This is a genomic window from Haladaptatus rarus (assembly GCF_054177585.1).
In genome coordinates, this window is record NZ_JBPEHG010000001.1 from 784,649 (window position 1) to 799,384 (window position 14,736).

Below are 14,736 nucleotides of genomic sequence, written 5' to 3' on the forward strand. Positions count from 1 at the left end.
AAATACTGAAAACTCAGGGGTTCCTGGGTTGATTTCAAGTTATCATCATTGATCCGGCCACGAGATTTATGAGGCAACCCAAAAATATCTCAATGGGGCTAGTTATCCTATGACAATGGACGCCGTCGTCTTCAAGGGCGATCACGACGTTGCTGTCGAAGCAGTAGACGAACCGGAAATCGAACATCCGAACGACATCGTCGTCGATATCACGACGACCGCGATCTGTGGGTCAGATCTCCACATGTACGAGGGGCGAACCGATGCCGAGCCAGGTATCGTGTTCGGCCACGAGAACATGGGTATCATCGAGGAGGTCGGCGACGGCGTCAGCACACTCAACGAGGGCGATCGTGTTGTCATGCCGTTTAACGTTGCATGTGGCTTCTGTGAAAATTGCGAAGAAGGCTATACTGGGTTCTGTACGAACGTCAATCCAGGATTTGCTGGGGGAGCGTACGGCTACGTCGCAATGGGACCATATCAGGGCGGGCAGGCAGAGAAGCTTCGCGTCCCATATGCGGATTTCAACGCGTTGAAACTGCCACCAGGTGACGAACACGAGGACGCGTTCGCACTGCTGGCAGACATCTTCCCGACGGGATGGCACGGAACCGAACTTGCAAACCTCCAACCTGGCGACTCCGTTGCAATCTTCGGGGCGGGGCCGGTCGGACTGATGGCTGCCTACAGCGCGAAAATCAAAGGGGCCGCAGAAATCTACGTGGTCGACCGCGTTCCCAGTCGATTAGAGCTTGCAGAGGAACACTGCGACGCGATTCCAATCAACTTTGAAGACTCCAACCCGGTTGAGCAGATCAAGGATGCGCACGGCGGTGGTGTCGACAAAGGGGTCGACGCGGTCGGGTATCAAGCAATCGACAATGATAAGGAAGCCGACGATGCGTATGATCCCGCTCGAGAGAACCCCGCTATCGTCCTCAACCAACTCATCCAAACCGTCCGGCCGACGGGTCAAATCGGCGTTGTCGGACTGTACGTCCCATCAGATCCCGGCGCACCCGACGAGATGGCTGCGCAGGGTCGTCTGGGTATCGACTTCGGTAAACTGTTCGAGAAGGGCCAGAAATTCGGCACCGGTCAATGTAACGTCAAAGAATATAATCGTGAACTCCGCGACCTCATCATCCAAGGCCGCGCAGATCCAAGTTGGGTCGTCTCTCACCGAACTGAGTTGGCCGACGCGCCGGAGATGTACGAGCGGTTTGACCAACGTGAAGAGGGTGTGACGAAAGTTCTCTTGGAACCGTAGTATACTCCACATCCATTTTTGAGCGTATCATCGCCTCAGCGTCGACTGGGTTTCCAGACGGTCGAGGCGAATGTCACACGTATTCAGCCGGGCTCTCTTCGAAGAGATCCTTGCATTTCGCCGACTCGAAGTGATACTCCTCGCCATTGTACTCAGTGCCGGCTGTCGGAACGATGGTGTTGGTCCGGGAGTCGCACACTGGACAGGTTCCACCATAGTAACAATGCTAGATACTCCCATCCACTGCATTAATTGCTATGACAGGTCCGGGGATTTTGTGGGCCCCCGACAGATCCGGGGAAACCGAACATACCGTTATGTGGGCTCACCCTGTAACCGGGGATGAGCATGTGTATCTACTGCACATACCGAGAGGACGGCTGGGCTGCCCTCCTTCAGTACGACGACATTTATCAGGAGGCCGTCGCTTCCGGTGAACAGTCACAGTCGACGCACGGCTTCTATGAGTCATGGGATGACCTCCGCGACCAGGTCACGCAGTGACGATGTCTATCGGAAATGGGTCATCAAGTGTGTCAGCGGCGTCTCGTTCGTCGTCGGTAGCGAGGCAGTCGTCGAGTTCGGCCTGTATTCGGCTCTCTTCGAGGTCACACCCGATGAACACCAGTCGGGTCTGCCGCGTATCCTGCGTGTCGTCCCACGTCCCGATGGAACCAGCCTGCACCGCTGGCCCTGCCGTACTGAGACCGACGACATCGGTGCGTCCGGCAATCCAACAAAAGCCCTTGGCCCTGACCACATTCGTATTCCACTCCGTTAGCCACGTCGCGAACCGATCCGGGTGAAACGGTTGCTGGCGGGCGTAAACGAACGAGCTGACGCCGTGTCGATCTGCAAGGGGCACAGCATGGTCGTGGCCCTCCTCGTGGTCGTGGGATGTCCCTCTTCTGTCTGTACTGTCACCGTCATCGGAGTGGTCGCTGAAAGCCCTGAGATGACGCTTCCATCCGACAGTCTGTTGTGCTTGCTTGAAATTGAACCGATTGGTGTCAAGTACCTCTGACGGGTCGGTTCGAGAGTGAGTTGTCCGCAGAAAGGTCGCCCGTGGTTGGAGTTCCGCCAAGACAGCCTCAACCTCGTCGAGGGCGTCGTCGGGCACCATATCGCATTTGTTCAGGAGGAGGACATCACAGAACTCGACCTGATCAATGATCACTTCGGCCATTGGTCGATCACGAGCTGAATCAACTTGCTCCGGCAGTGAGGCATCAGAATCGAATTCCTTCCAGAATCCGTAGGCGTCGACAACCGTAACCATCGTATCCAGGCGAAATCGTTCAGTCGGATCCACCGCCGAGTCATCCGTCCCCTCGGTGAACGTCTGTGCGACCGGAATTGGTTCGCTGATGCCGGAGGCCTCAATCACGAGGTGGTCGAACGAGCGCTCCGTCGCTAACCGTTGTGTCTCCGTCAGTAGGTCATCACGGAGTCGACAGCAGATACAGCCGTTTGAGAGGTCGACGATACCGTCGTCCCCCTCGTCGGCGAGCAGTTCCGCATCTACATTGATTTCACCCATGTCGTTCACGACGACTGCGAGTTCGTGTCCTCCTGGGTTTGCTAAAAGGTGATTGAGCAAGGTGGTCTTGCCCGCCCCGAGGTAGCCGCTAACGACGGTGACGGGGATACGGTAGGACGAGGATACCATCGTCTGTGACCGTATGGCACGACGAGGTATAGTTCCTCGCCCAGCTGAAGTGAAGCACTACACTCTCTCCCGTAGTGAACCGCCTCAGGCGTGACCCCGAGGCACTCGGCCTGCTCCGCTTGTAGACTTGGAAACAGTTCCAACGGAACGACGGAATCATGAACTATCTCGCCTCGTAGCAACGACGAGAAGGTCAATACAATCCGTGCACAGCGCAATTAGAAACGTCTCTGATAAACGGCATCTTTCCTAGAACGGGACTGTTCTAGTATTTCACAGTCTTGTACTCCGATATCTAGTTGAGGAATAAACATAATGAACAATGCTATATGTTGATAGAGATGCAAATAGAATTGATACTAGAAACAAAATGGGGCCTCCAAACAAAGAAAGAGCAGGACAGAGAGGAGGAATTCGGTACTGTATCGACTATTTACAAATATGAACTAGAAGGATATAAAGAGTCACTCAAAGTGCGGTATGACTACGAAGGCGATGAAGAGATGAAAACCCAGTTCAGGATTGCAGAATCACTGCTTGGAAATGCAGAAATTGCTCTCCAAAACAATGACGAACTCTCTTTTCTGCGGTACTTTTACAGCGCGCTTCGAAGACAGTTGCCTATCTTAGAAAAGCTTGACGCGTTGGACGTAAAACACAAAAAAGTTGACCTACAAACCGATCGAGTGAAAACAGACGGTGGAACACTTCCGCTAGAGATTGAAACCAGGAATGAGATTCCTGTACGACACTTCCCGGCTAGGTCGCAGAAGCCAGAAAACCCAGCACGGGATTGAAACGTCAATGGCCGTAACCCTGGTCCGGTCGATATCGAGGCGTCGCAGAAGCCAGAAAACCCAGCACGGGATTGCAACCGGTGGTCTTTTCATTGGGTGCGCTTAGGTACACTTCCTAAGGGGATATTCCCACTCGGCGAGAAAATTTACCCACTCAACCACTCGCCACACCACAGCGATCGGTGGCAGTGACCTCCCGAAAACAAGTATAATTGTATTCTGTGGGCAATAGAATATGGTCTATTTGTAGAGCACGGGGGAAGCGAGAGTGTTGCCACTCACAAGGCCAGCGTTAGTCGGGAAAGCGGTTCAGAATACCACGGACATACCAAGTCCGGTGCCCCATGATGTCATCGGCGAATTCGACGGTGGCGTTTTCGAAGCGGTGACCGGAGCGACCGACTTGCATCCAGGCGGTATTCCCACACGCGAGCACCTCACGGACGTAGGGATACTGGCCGGCTTTGAAGCGGCTGAGCATCGATTGAATCTTGAGCGTGATATCGCCATTTTCGGCCTCATGGTAGTCGACGGCATAGCGTTTCAGCCAGCGATTGAAGGCATTTCCTTTCGCTATTATTTGGTCAGGATCCATACCGAGGACGCGCCCAGCGGCGTGGGCAGCCGTTTCGACGGCTTCGCTGGCAACGGTTACAATCTCGTGTACGTCCTGTTTGAGTTTCTCGCTAATGAACCGGACGTTCCCGTTTTCATTCTCGAGCAGGCCATCGAGACGCTTGAGGGCACGGTAGATGGTCGACATACTACCGATGTCGGTATTGCCGAGCAACTCGGTCACATGATGCTGGCCGCCGTTGGTGGCCAGCACCGTCAGCAACTCCAGGTCAGTATCGGTAAGGTCGGTCATCGTGCGCACCAAGACGGCCTCCTGTGAGGCTTCCATCTGGGGCGTAGGATCGTCGAAGCGCCCGATGTGGATATCGCTTTCGACGTTCTGAAAGTGGTCGTCAGGGACAAACGTAGGTGAGCCAGCTTGCGTTGGGATGGAGTCCCACGCTAGTATGTTCACGAGTGTTTCCTCAAGTTCGCGGGTGAGATGGTGACGTTCGCTCCAAGGGACGGCGTTGCCGTCGTGGAGGTTCCTCTTGAAGAGCGCACCGAGTTTCGGGTGAAAGAGAGGGTCATCGTCGTTTTCGGTGCCTCGAACATACTTGGGGTGGTAGTGCTTGAGTTGCTTCCCGAATCGGTGTCCCGGTGCGAGTTTTTTCGCCGCCACGCGAGGTAACAGCACACGGTGGTTGTACCCGATGATTTCGGTATTGTCGACCTGATACGCCATTTCCGTCCCTTTCTCGAACGCATATAGGTGGAGCAAGCGCATAAAAATCCCATCGTCGTGAATCAGTTTCCGGGCCATCTCGCGGCGTAGACGCAGATACCGTTCGTAAGCAGTAATGTTACTGAACTCGTGAGGAGATCCGCTAAAATACCGAGGATTAAACCGGTCGCCAACTTCGGCGGCGACGCGTTGGCACACCTTCGGCAACAGTTGGCGATACTCGTCTGGTTCGAGGTTGCTTCCCCCATCCAGCCGGACGTTGACGCCTTCGGCTGCCTCGATGTGATCGAACGGGGTCGAAATGTGATGTCCTGTTTCGTGATGGCGCATATTCGAAAACCGCGGTTGAATCAGGTACGTCGCCTTGCGTTGGCCCTCGCCGTAGGCAGCGAGTCGCCATTCATAGAGACGCTCATTGGCGTGATCCTCCTCGCGAGGGGCAACCCCACCCTTCTGGTACCCGATCAAGATATCCCACTCTTCGCCGTCGATCGTGAGCTTCTCGAACTTCGTGCCACCATCGAGCGTGTCGAGAACGAGCGTTGACAGGGCCCAGTACGGGGTGAGCCCGTTGTCGACGAAAACCAGATTCCCCTCGAGTTCGTGAGGGGCGCTCGCAACGTGACTCACGTCCACCACCTCTTACTAGCGGAGCGCACTCCAACGGCTGTGAGGCGGATGCGAGTTTTCACGCCTTCAGTGTACGACGCACTGGAGACGTTTTGAGCAGTTACTTGCCCAGTGTTACCCAAACGAGAGCCCGTCCGCGTCTTTGCCGTAACGATGTCAGCTCTGTGGTTTCGTTTGTCTGACGGACGGAGAGTATCCGGAATACGGGGGAAGAGACGCCGCTCACCGTGTGGATGCTGAGTCGAAGAATAGAGGTGTGAAAGGGGCGGTAAACCAGGTGAAACACGCAGATTATGGGCCTTAGCCGCCGAACATCTCGCGCATCATCGGATGCATCTCCATCAACTGCTCTTCGGCGATCTCCTCGTAGAGCTTGTAGGTGATGGAGACCGTCAGCAGCAGTCCCGTACCGGAGACGCCACCGATGGTGCCGAGCATGTTCGCCAGCACGGCCAACAGGCCGACGAGCGCACCACCGAGGACGGTGACTTGCGGGATGTACCGCTCCATCACCTTCTCGATGACGCCGGTGTTCTGGCGGAAGCCGGGGATCTGCATCCCGGAGTTCTGGATCTGCTTCGCCGTCGCTTCTGGCCCCATGTCCGTCGTCTCGACCCAGAAGATAGCGAAGATCGCACCGCCGATGACCATGAACGTCAGGTCGATGGCGACGCGGAGCAGTACCTGCCACGGCTCTTGTGCGGAGGCAGCACCGCCTGCCCACCACATCCAATCCGCCCGTCCTTGGATGGGTGCGAAGTAATAGAACAACCCACCAGTGGGCTGCCCTTGCGTATAGGTACCCAGCCAGGCCGGGAGACCACCGAGTTGGCTGTTCAGGATGCGCCCGAGGAACTGGATGTTCGCTTGCAGGGCGCGAACGAGGATCATCGGCAAGACACTCGCGTAGATGAGCTTCACGGGGAAGCGACCGCGAGCACCCTTCACTCGAGCGTGACTGAGCGGTATCTCGACGCGGACGCTTTCCGCGTACACGACGATGGCGAAGATGAGTACCGTCGTCACGAGCGCGAGCAGACCGCCACCGCCGAGCAGGAGATACTGGATACCTTCCGCAGTCAGCAGCGACGGAACGTTCTGTGCGCTACCGGTGATGATGGCGATCCACTCCGGGATGAGACCCTTTTGTCCCTCGAATCCCGGAGAGATGAGGCCACCGACGAGGCTCTGGCTGACACCGGCGATGATGAACAGCCCGATACCGCTGCCGACACCCCACTTGCTCACGATCTCATCCATGAACAGGATGAGGATCGCACCGACGAAAATCTGGGCGAAGATCAGCCATTTGACCGCCATCCCGGAGCCGAGGCTCTGAACGAGTGCTTGATCCGGCGTGAAGAACCCACCGACGAACACCATCGGGAGTCCCGTCAGGCAGATCATCACGACGACCAGCAGCTTCTGGAGGCCCTGATAGAGCACCTGATCGCGTGGGTCGTTCGTGTCCAGACCCAGGAGGTCGGCACCGCCGAGCAACTGGAGGACGATGCTCGCGGTGACGATGGGACCGATACCGAGGTGTAAGACCGACCCCTGTTGTCCAGCGAGGAGCGAACGGAACTGTCCGAAGATGTCAGTCTGCGTGTTCACCCCATAGAGAGTGACGTTCGTCAAGAAGAAATACAACACGAGGACGCCGGCTGTCCACGTCAGCTTGCGCTTGAAGGGGACGTGCCCCTCTGGACGCTGGACGGAGGGCATTCGTGTTAAAACCGGTTCTGCAGTTTCTTTCCAACCCATGTTCTACACGGCAACTCGAACTTCCACCCATGTATCTCCTTCGACTGCGATTGATGGTAAGAGGTCACTCTTGACAGAATATAACTATTGTATACAGAGTGATATATCGTGGTCGGTAGCCATCGAATCAGCACTTTCGAAAGCCACATCGACCCATTCGAATCGTCTCCGCGACGGTCGTGACCGAAGTCACTGTCACGGAGGAAAACGTAGAATACCGCGTTACTCGTCGTCTTCGTCGGTTTCGTCGTCTTCGTCGTCCGACTCTGCTCGTTCGCTCAGGACGGCGTCGCCGCCCGCTTCCTCGAGGAGTTCGACCGCGCTCGCCGAGAAGGCGTCTGCGGTGACGTCGAGGGTGTTGCGAACCTGCCCACCGCCGAGTACTTTGACTGCGTCGGCGTCCCAGCCATCGTCGACGACATCGCGTGCGTCGATCTGGTAGCCGTCGTCGGTCTCCTCGGCGACTCCGTCCGCCGCGAAGAGTGCGGCGTCTTCGTCGAGTTTCTGCACGGACACGGTGAGTACCGTCTCCTGTACGTCGTCGGGTCGGGAGAACCCGTACTTTCCGAGCGGTTCGTAGTTGTGGAAGTTGTGTTTCGCGCGGCCTGCGCGTCCGCGACCACCGCGGTTACCGGCACCACGGCGGTTCTTGTGCGTTCCGCCTCCGTGCGTTCGCGAGCCACGCTGGCGTCGTTTCTTGTTCGTCATGGTTATCGCATCGACTTGAGGAGCTTGTTTATCTCCTCTGTCGTGTGTTTACCGAGTTGGCCACCCTCTTTCGTGGGGTGTTTGATACCCTCGTGACCACCGCGCGGCGGGTGGAGTCGGAGGACAGGGGCCAAGCCCTGTTCTCGGAGTGTCGTCTCCTCGTCGAGCAGTGCGCCTGCGAGGTCGGCGACGTCGTCGTAGTCGGTGTTCTCCGCCACCCACTCGTCGTCGACGGTGTCCGACCCTTCGAGGGGGTCGGCTCGCTTCTCGAGAACTGTCTCGAGAACCTGCTGGTCGGGTTCGCCGAAAGCGACGAAGTCGTTGACCTTCGTGATCATCCCGCGGTAGGTCTCCGTCTCCGGAACCAACGCGCAGTGGTTGACCTTGTGGATGTTGAGCATCCCGAGGGTGTCACGAACCCCCTGGTGCATGTTGACCTCACCGCGAAGCTGGACGACTGCCTTCATCAGTCAGCCACCTCCGGCGGTTCCTCGTCGGGACGGGCGCGCGGGCCACGTGCCTGTGACGCGTTCTCCAGGGCGTTGTACGTCGCCTTGGCGAGATTGAGCGTCGTTCGGGTGTTGCCGTGGCTCTTCGTCCACGCGTTCTCGATACCCGCGAGTTCGAGGATCTTGCGGACGGTGTCGGTCGCAGCGAGACCCAGTCCGGCGGGAGCCGGGATGAGTTCGACCTCGACACTGCCTGCCTTCCCGGTCGTCCGGTGGGTGAGCGAGTGCGGTCGGTCACTGCGGTCTTCCCACGATCCTGCACCGCGGGGTACGTCGATGATGTTCAGCTTTGCGATCTCGATAGCCTTCTGGATGGCACCGCCGACCTGATCGTCTCGGCCTTCGGCGTATCCGACGAAACCGTCGCGGTTGCCGATGGCACAGACACAGCGGAACTTCACCCGCCGACCGGAGTCGGTCATGCGCTGCACCATGTTGATGTCCAGCACTTCGTCTTCGAGTCCGGGGAGGAGCTGGTCGACGAGTTCCGGTTCCTTGAGCGGAAGTCCGGAGTTCAGCGCCTCCTCCATCGTCTCGATGTCGCCTTCGACGACTTTCCGGCCGAGACGGGTCTGGGGTTGCCAGCCGTTGGAATTACTCATATTATTCGTCCTCCTGGAGGTTCGAGAGCACTTCGTCGAAGTGCTCCGGTAGTTCGGTGGCGTCGAAATCCCCACTGTACAGCGGTTCGTCGAGCTGTTCTGCGTACTCGGCGATATGCTCGCCGCGGTTACGCGACCAGTCCGCCATCACGCTTTCGTTGTGCGGGATTTCGAGGCCAGCGTCGATCGCTCCTTCCTGTACTGCGAACGCCTTACTGCCGGGCGTCGCCGTGTTGAGGCCGATGTCGAGCACCGCCTCAGTGTGGTCGGAATCAAGTGCACGTTTGCCGAGCAGATATCCAGTGAGGTACGCGCTGGGGAGGTTGCCCGTTGGGGCTTCCCAGCCGTACTCCTCCAGATCGCCGGAGTACGCACTTGCAACCGTGTTGTCGCCGTCGGGACCCATCGTGACCAGCTGCGCCCTGACGTGCTGGTTGCTCTGGCGAGCAACCAGGCGGGGCTTGCCCGATTTCAGCAGGCGCAACCTCTGATGGTAGTCAGTCCGGACCTCTCGGCGGCGGCGCATCGGCACCTTGTATCGTGGTCCAGTTGCCATGTTTAGTAGTTGTTCTCTATGTAGTTGAGCAGGTACTGCACGCTACGGAACTCCCCACCTTTCGCCTTGTCGTAGAGGTCACGGTACTGCGATCGCGTGATCTCGCCGTCGGCACGGAGTTCGCGGAGCTTGCGTCGCTGCGCACGAATCTGGTTCTTCCACTCCTCTTTCGAGTTCTTGCGGCCGCCCTTCTTCCCCTTGCGGGTACCGGCACCGGTTCGGTGACCGTAGGCGCGCTTCGCGTTGCGCTCTCGGGCGCGACCGCGGGAGTTGCTCTTTGCGTCTTTGGACTGGATCGACCCGTCGTCGACGAGTTCGCGGATGTCTTCGCGGGTGATCGCGTCCGCGATGGCACCCTGGGCGTCGGGGTCGAACCAGACGCGGTTCTTCCCGACGTCGAGCACGTCGGCGGCGAGTCGCTTCTGTGCACTCAGGTCAGTCATTCTTCTACCTCCACTTCGACGTAGGTCGGGTTGAGAACGCGGATACCCGCTTCTTCAGCGGATTCCTCGATACGCTCGCGTTTGCGAGCACCGACCTTCGAAGCGATACGAACCGCTTCGGTGTCGCCGTCGACGCCGTCGAGGTCGTCCACGTTGTGGACGTGAACCTCGTCGAAACCGCTCGGGTGCTTGCCCCGGACGGCTTTCGGCGTGCGGTAGCCGGACTCGACCATGTCGCCTTTGCCCTTGATACCTCGTCGCTGCTTCGAGAGGTTACCGCGGGGCTTGCGCCACGATTCGGGCGTCCGCTTTTTCTTGTGGTAGTCCTGTCGATTGAACTGCGGTTTGCCTTCGCGTTTGCGCTGTTTGAGCAGTCGGCCTTCCTCGTCGTCGAGGTCGGGCGTCTTCTCGGTCAGGCCGCGTGGGCGCAGTTCGGTCTCGACATCTTCTTCTGGCTCTTCTTCGGCAGGCGCTTCCTCTTCGATCTCGGCTTCGGTCTCCTCTTCGACTTCGAGGCTACCGACGTCAGCCTTGATACGAGCGGCAAGCGCGTTGCCGATACCTTCGACTTCGGCGAGGTCGCTCTGTTCGGCAGCCTTGATGTCCTCGACGGACTCGTAGCCTGCCTCGCGGAGCGATTCCGCTTTGCTCTCGCCGACGCCGCTGATGTCTTCTATCTGTTCTGGTTCGTCTGCCATCTATCAGGCACCTCCCGTAGACGGCTTTTCCGTGATGTAGACGCCGTCCTGGAACACTCGCGTGTCTTTGCCGCTCACGCGGGTGAGTTGTTCGATGTCTGCGGCGGTCTGGCCCACGTCTTCGATGCTCGGGCCGCGCAGGTACAGTTCCTCGTCGTCCACCTGAACGGAGGTGTCCCCGTGGATTCGCGTCCGTCGGGGCGCTTTCTCACCGAGGAAGTTCTCGATGACGACTTCGTCGCCCTCGGAGCGCACCTGCATCGGGAAGTGAGAGTAGAAGACTTCCATCTTGTACTCCCACTCCTCGGTCACGCCGTGAACCATGTTTCGCACGTGGCTCTCGAAAGTCCCCATCGTCGCGTTCTTCTTGGCTTTGGTGGAGTCACTTTCGATGACCACTGTGTCACCCTCGACACTGACACTGATGTCCGGGTACCAGAGCCGTCGCGTGACGGTTCCTTCCGGCCCATCGACAGTCAGATCGAGATGGTCTACGTCGGCAGTCACCTCGTCCGGAATTTCGATTTCTATTCGTGGCATTGTTCTAGTACACGTACGCGATGACCTGGCCACCGATTCCCTGATCGCGGGCCTCGTAGTGGCTCATGACGCCGTGGCTCGTCGTGACGACGAGTGCCCCGTAGTCCTGGGCCGGGAGGAACCGCTTCTCCCATTTCTCGAAGTCGTCTTTGCCCGCGGAGTAGCGGGGTTTGACGGCGCCACATTCGTTGATCGCGCCTTTCAGTTCGATCTCGAACCGACCAGCTTTGCCGTCTTCGACGAACTCGAAGCCGTCGATGTACCCGTGGTCGTAGAAGACCTCGAGTACGCTGCCGATCTCGTTCGAGGCGGGCTGTACCGTGTGGGACAGATGACCGACACTCTCGGCGTTGTCCACACCGGAGAGTGCGTTACTGAGGGGGTCGTTTCCTGCCATAGTTATCGGTACTTTTTGAATCCCATGTCGCGTGCAATCTCGCGGAAGCACTGCCGACACAGGTTGATGTCGTACTTGCCGACCAGTCCCTGCTTTCGACCACAGCGCTGGCACGATTCGAGTTGTCCAGTGCGCTTGGCCGTCTGCTCGCCGGTCGCATCGTTTTCACTTTCACTCATTCGTCCACCTCAACGTCGAAGTTGGCTTCGAGGAACGCGACCGCGTCCTCGGCCGTCAGTCGGTGGTTCGACGGAATCTGGCGAGTCACCTTGTCACGCTTGGTGACGCGGTAGCCCGGTCGAACGAGGTTGACGGTTACGTCAAGCCCGTAGATTCCGACGTTCGGGTCGTACTCCTGGCTCGGGAACTCGGTGTGTTCTTCGACACCGAAGCTGAAGTTCCCCGTCTCGTCGAACTGCGCCGTCGAGAGACTCGCCAGTGGGAGTGCCGTTTCGAGGAATTCGTGTGCTTCCTCACCGCGGAGCGTGACCTTCGCACCGATGGGGTCGCCCTGACGGATGCCGAAATCCGGCATCGTGGACTTCGCCAGCGTGCGAACGCTCTGCTGTTCGGTCACGTCTTCGAGGATGTCCTCCGCGTTGGCGAGTTCGCGGCCACCTTCGCCGACGCCCATGTGGACGACGACCTTCTCGACCTTCGGCTCTCGCATCTCGTGGAAGTCGGCCTCGGCCTCGCTCATTCGTCATCACCCGTGAAGCTCTCGTCGATAACGACGACGTACTCCTCGACCGTTTCGAAGGAGTCGTCTTCGCTCTCGACCACGACGCTGTTCGAGCCGCTGCCGGGCGTCACCTTGATCTCGCTGATCTCGCCGATCTCGCCAGCGTGCTGGCCGCGAACTGCGGTGACGAGACAGCCTTCCTCGTAGGGGAAGTGAGCGACGATCTCCTTTTCGTCGTTGCTGACGACGATGGAGTCTTTCGTGTTGTAGTCGCCACCGTCTCCCACGCGGAGGTTGCTGCCGTCGTGGAGATTGAGCTGTGTTTCGCCACCGGGGACCTGCGTCTTGTCTTCGATCTTCGCCAGTCGGCCGTCCGCCGCATCGGCGTCGATGGGCGTCAGCGCGAGGCGACCGCCTTCGTCGGGGAAGACGCGGTAGTACTCTTCGCGTTCGGTGAACGCGAGGATGTCGAACATCCCGATGGGTCGCTGTTCGTCGCTCACTGCATCCCCGTTCACGAGGACGGAATCCTGGTTGAGCGCGTAGCGGGCTTCCTTCTTCGAGTCGGCGTAGCCCAGCACGTCCCGCAGCAAGATGAGCAGCGGAACACCGTCACGACCGTGCGGGCCAGCACCGGCCTTCACGGTGAATGTGGCGGTCTTGCGCTCGACCGGCCAGGAGTTCGGAACGGAGAGTCGTTTCTGATGGTTGCTCATTCAGTATCACCTTCCAGACGCGCCTCGCGGCGGTCGTCTTCGAGGTCGAGGTCGGTCACGCGAACGTTGCTCGCGTCGAGTGCTCGCGGCACTTCCTCGCCGTCGGCTTTTTCGAGGGTGACGTCCTCGACGTGGATGACTGCTTTCTTCATATCCACTTCGAGAACTTCGCCTTCTTCGCCAGCGAAGTCGCCGCGCATGACCTCGACAGTGTCGCCCGCGTTGACGCGGACACTCCGCTGTCCGTACTCCTCGCGGAGGTCGTCGGACAGCGGTGCTTTGACCTGCTGGTGCCGCTCGTGAAGCGGGGCGCGCTCGGTCTGGTTTCGCTGTTTGCGTGGTTGTCGAGTCATACTATCATCGTAGCTGTGCTTGCGATACTTCCGAACCGCTCCGCGACTTCCTGCGCGATGGGACCTTTGATCTCCGTCCCTCGCGGCTCTTCGACGTCGTCGATGACGACGGCCGCGTTGTCTTCGAACTTGACGCGCGTGCCGTCCGGACGACGGATGGACTTGCGCTGTCGGATGATGACAGCCTCCAGCACCTGGCGGCGCATCTCCGGCGTCCCCTTCGTGACGGAAACGGTGATCTTGTCACCGATTCCCGCCTTCGGGTGCCGGTTCTTCGTGCCGTGGTAGCCGGAGACGCTGATGACTTTCAGTTCGCGTGCGCCGGTGTTGTCAGCACACGTCAGGAGGGAGCCTTTCTCGACTCCCTGCGTGACGTCAGCTTTCAGCGCTTCCATCAGTCGTCACCTCCGGTCTTGGTCTCGACGACGACGTGTGATTTCGTCTTCGAGAGCGGTCGGGTCTCTGCTATACGAACCGTATCGCCGACTTCGAGAGCCAGGCACTCCGGCGCGTGGGCCGGAACGCGCGAGCGACGTTTCATCTGCCGATCGTATTTCGGCACTGTAACGTCGTACTCTCGCTCGACGACGACGGTTTTCTCCATGTCAGTAGAGGCGACCTCTCCTTCGAGAACCTGTCCGCGAACGGCTAGCGAGCCGTGGAACGGGCAGTTCTCGTCGGAGCAGGTCTCCTCCGGTTCTGGTACGTTCAATCCTAACGCCATTTCGAGTTACCTCCAGTTTCGGTGCGCAATGCGGGTCGTGAGAGCAGTGTCGCTCCATCCACCGTAACGTAGGCTCCGCCCTCGCAAGAGCCAGACTGACCGGAGCGAACTCCGGCAGTTTCCAACCCAAGTTTGGACGCAGTCCCCGACCCCTTTCGGGGTGCGGCGGCTTCATCTGTGAGCGCGAACTCGAGCGTCGAGCCCTGCTTTGGCACCTGCCACACCTGAGACGCGGACTCGACGGTAAGCGTGCGCATCGTCTCGGAGACGACCCGGCCCTCGATACCTTCGAGGTCGGGATTCGTCGCCGAAACGACCCGTACGCACAGGCCGACGAGTTCGTGTTTCGTGAGCGTCTCTGGTGTCAGTGGCATC

Annotated in this window: 22 protein-coding genes; 3 read left to right on the forward strand and 19 right to left on the reverse strand. The window is 58.7% G+C overall.

Features of this window, described 5'->3' with window-relative positions; translation table 11 throughout:
* Window positions 1-115: 115 nt before the first annotated feature.
* A complete protein-coding gene (locus ACR3FE_RS04360; protein WP_458206009.1) occupies window positions 116-1,273 on the forward strand; it encodes a glutathione-independent formaldehyde dehydrogenase in 1,158 nt (385 codons plus the stop codon).
* Window positions 1,274-1,346: 73 nt separating this feature from the next.
* Here ACR3FE_RS04360 and ACR3FE_RS04365 read toward each other — a convergent pair whose 3' ends face one another.
* Window positions 1,347-1,472, reverse strand: coding sequence for a YHS domain-containing protein (locus ACR3FE_RS04365; RefSeq protein ID WP_458205764.1), 126 nt, complete (start codon window positions 1,470-1,472; stop codon window positions 1,347-1,349).
* 149 nt (window positions 1,473-1,621) lie between these two features.
* On the opposite strand from ACR3FE_RS04365, the gene ACR3FE_RS04370 reads away from it, so the two are divergent.
* On the forward strand, window positions 1,622-1,777 hold the full coding sequence (locus tag ACR3FE_RS04370) for a hypothetical protein (protein WP_458205765.1): 156 nt from the start codon (window positions 1,622-1,624) through the stop codon (window positions 1,775-1,777).
* Here ACR3FE_RS04370 and ACR3FE_RS04375 read toward each other — a convergent pair.
* Entirely contained in the window at window positions 1,767-2,942 is a 1,176-nt protein-coding gene (locus ACR3FE_RS04375; protein WP_458205767.1) for a CobW family GTP-binding protein, read from the reverse strand. The two genes, ACR3FE_RS04370 and ACR3FE_RS04375, sit on opposite strands and share 11 nt — an antisense overlap.
* A 341-nt stretch (window positions 2,943-3,283) precedes the next feature.
* On the opposite strand from ACR3FE_RS04375, the gene ACR3FE_RS04380 reads away from it, so the two are divergent.
* On the forward strand, window positions 3,284-3,739 hold the full coding sequence (locus ACR3FE_RS04380) for a hypothetical protein (protein WP_458205768.1): 456 nt from the start codon (window positions 3,284-3,286) through the stop codon (window positions 3,737-3,739).
* A gap of 292 nt (window positions 3,740-4,031) precedes the next feature.
* On the opposite strand, the gene ACR3FE_RS04385 is transcribed toward ACR3FE_RS04380, so the two are convergent.
* The 17 genes from ACR3FE_RS04385 to ACR3FE_RS04465 all read right to left on the reverse strand — a co-directional run bounded on the left by ACR3FE_RS04385 (window position 4,032) and on the right by ACR3FE_RS04465 (window position 14,735).
* Entirely contained in the window at window positions 4,032-5,669 is a 1,638-nt protein-coding gene (locus ACR3FE_RS04385) for a DUF7845 domain-containing protein (RefSeq protein WP_458205770.1), read from the reverse strand.
* A gap of 300 nt (window positions 5,670-5,969) precedes the next feature.
* Window positions 5,970-7,433 carry a preprotein translocase subunit SecY gene (gene secY, locus ACR3FE_RS04390; RefSeq protein ID WP_458205771.1) on the reverse strand — a complete coding sequence of 488 codons (1,464 nt, stop codon included), beginning with the start codon at window positions 7,431-7,433 and terminating at the stop codon, window positions 5,970-5,972.
* A gap of 222 nt (window positions 7,434-7,655) precedes the next feature.
* Window positions 7,656-8,141, reverse strand: coding sequence for an uL15m family ribosomal protein (locus tag ACR3FE_RS04395; RefSeq protein WP_458205774.1), 486 nt, complete (start codon window positions 8,139-8,141; stop codon window positions 7,656-7,658).
* Window positions 8,142-8,143: 2 nt separating this feature from the next.
* Window positions 8,144-8,608 carry a 50S ribosomal protein L30 gene (gene rpmD / locus ACR3FE_RS04400; protein ID WP_458205776.1) on the reverse strand — a complete coding sequence of 155 codons (465 nt, stop codon included), beginning with the start codon at window positions 8,606-8,608 and terminating at the stop codon, window positions 8,144-8,146.
* Entirely contained in the window at window positions 8,608-9,252 is a 645-nt protein-coding gene (locus tag ACR3FE_RS04405) for a 30S ribosomal protein S5 (protein WP_458205777.1), read from the reverse strand. The genes rpmD and ACR3FE_RS04405 overlap by 1 nt, the downstream gene beginning before the upstream one ends.
* A 1-nt stretch (window position 9,253) precedes the next feature.
* Entirely contained in the window at window positions 9,254-9,808 is a 555-nt protein-coding gene (locus tag ACR3FE_RS04410; protein ID WP_458205779.1) for a 50S ribosomal protein L18, read from the reverse strand.
* Window positions 9,809-9,810: 2 nt separating this feature from the next.
* Window positions 9,811-10,251 carry a 50S ribosomal protein L19e gene (locus ACR3FE_RS04415; RefSeq protein ID WP_458205780.1) on the reverse strand — a complete coding sequence of 147 codons (441 nt, stop codon included), beginning with the start codon at window positions 10,249-10,251 and terminating at the stop codon, window positions 9,811-9,813.
* Complete coding sequence (locus ACR3FE_RS04420; protein ID WP_458205781.1) at window positions 10,248-10,949, reverse strand: 50S ribosomal protein L32e; 702 nt, start codon at window positions 10,947-10,949, stop codon at window positions 10,248-10,250. Before ACR3FE_RS04420 ends, ACR3FE_RS04415 begins: the two co-directional genes overlap by 4 nt.
* Before the next feature lie 3 nt (window positions 10,950-10,952).
* On the reverse strand, window positions 10,953-11,489 hold the full coding sequence (locus ACR3FE_RS04425) for a 50S ribosomal protein L6 (protein ID WP_458205783.1): 537 nt from the start codon (window positions 11,487-11,489) through the stop codon (window positions 10,953-10,955).
* A 4-nt stretch (window positions 11,490-11,493) separates the two neighbouring features.
* Window positions 11,494-11,886 (reverse strand): 30S ribosomal protein S8, encoded by a 393-nt coding sequence (locus ACR3FE_RS04430; protein ID WP_458205785.1) that lies wholly within the window; start codon window positions 11,884-11,886, stop codon window positions 11,494-11,496.
* Window positions 11,887-11,888: 2 nt separating this feature from the next.
* A complete protein-coding gene (locus ACR3FE_RS04435; protein WP_227353728.1) occupies window positions 11,889-12,065 on the reverse strand; it encodes a 30S ribosomal protein S14 in 177 nt (58 codons plus the stop codon).
* On the reverse strand, window positions 12,062-12,586 hold the full coding sequence (locus tag ACR3FE_RS04440; protein WP_458205786.1) for a 50S ribosomal protein L5: 525 nt from the start codon (window positions 12,584-12,586) through the stop codon (window positions 12,062-12,064). The genes ACR3FE_RS04435 and ACR3FE_RS04440 overlap by 4 nt, the downstream gene beginning before the upstream one ends.
* Complete coding sequence (locus tag ACR3FE_RS04445; protein WP_458205787.1) at window positions 12,583-13,284, reverse strand: 30S ribosomal protein S4e; 702 nt, start codon at window positions 13,282-13,284, stop codon at window positions 12,583-12,585. The genes ACR3FE_RS04440 and ACR3FE_RS04445 overlap by 4 nt, the downstream gene beginning before the upstream one ends.
* A complete protein-coding gene (gene rplX, locus ACR3FE_RS04450) occupies window positions 13,281-13,637 on the reverse strand; it encodes a 50S ribosomal protein L24 (RefSeq protein ID WP_458205789.1) in 357 nt (118 codons plus the stop codon). Before rplX ends, ACR3FE_RS04445 begins: the two co-directional genes overlap by 4 nt.
* A complete protein-coding gene (locus ACR3FE_RS04455; RefSeq protein ID WP_458205790.1) occupies window positions 13,634-14,032 on the reverse strand; it encodes a 50S ribosomal protein L14 in 399 nt (132 codons plus the stop codon). The genes rplX and ACR3FE_RS04455 overlap by 4 nt, the downstream gene beginning before the upstream one ends.
* Complete coding sequence (locus ACR3FE_RS04460; protein WP_458205791.1) at window positions 14,032-14,361, reverse strand: 30S ribosomal protein S17; 330 nt, start codon at window positions 14,359-14,361, stop codon at window positions 14,032-14,034. The genes ACR3FE_RS04455 and ACR3FE_RS04460 overlap by 1 nt, the downstream gene beginning before the upstream one ends.
* On the reverse strand, window positions 14,352-14,735 hold the full coding sequence (locus ACR3FE_RS04465) for a ribonuclease P protein component 1 (protein WP_458205793.1): 384 nt from the start codon (window positions 14,733-14,735) through the stop codon (window positions 14,352-14,354). The genes ACR3FE_RS04460 and ACR3FE_RS04465 overlap by 10 nt, the downstream gene beginning before the upstream one ends.
* Window position 14,736: the final 1 nt, after the last annotated feature.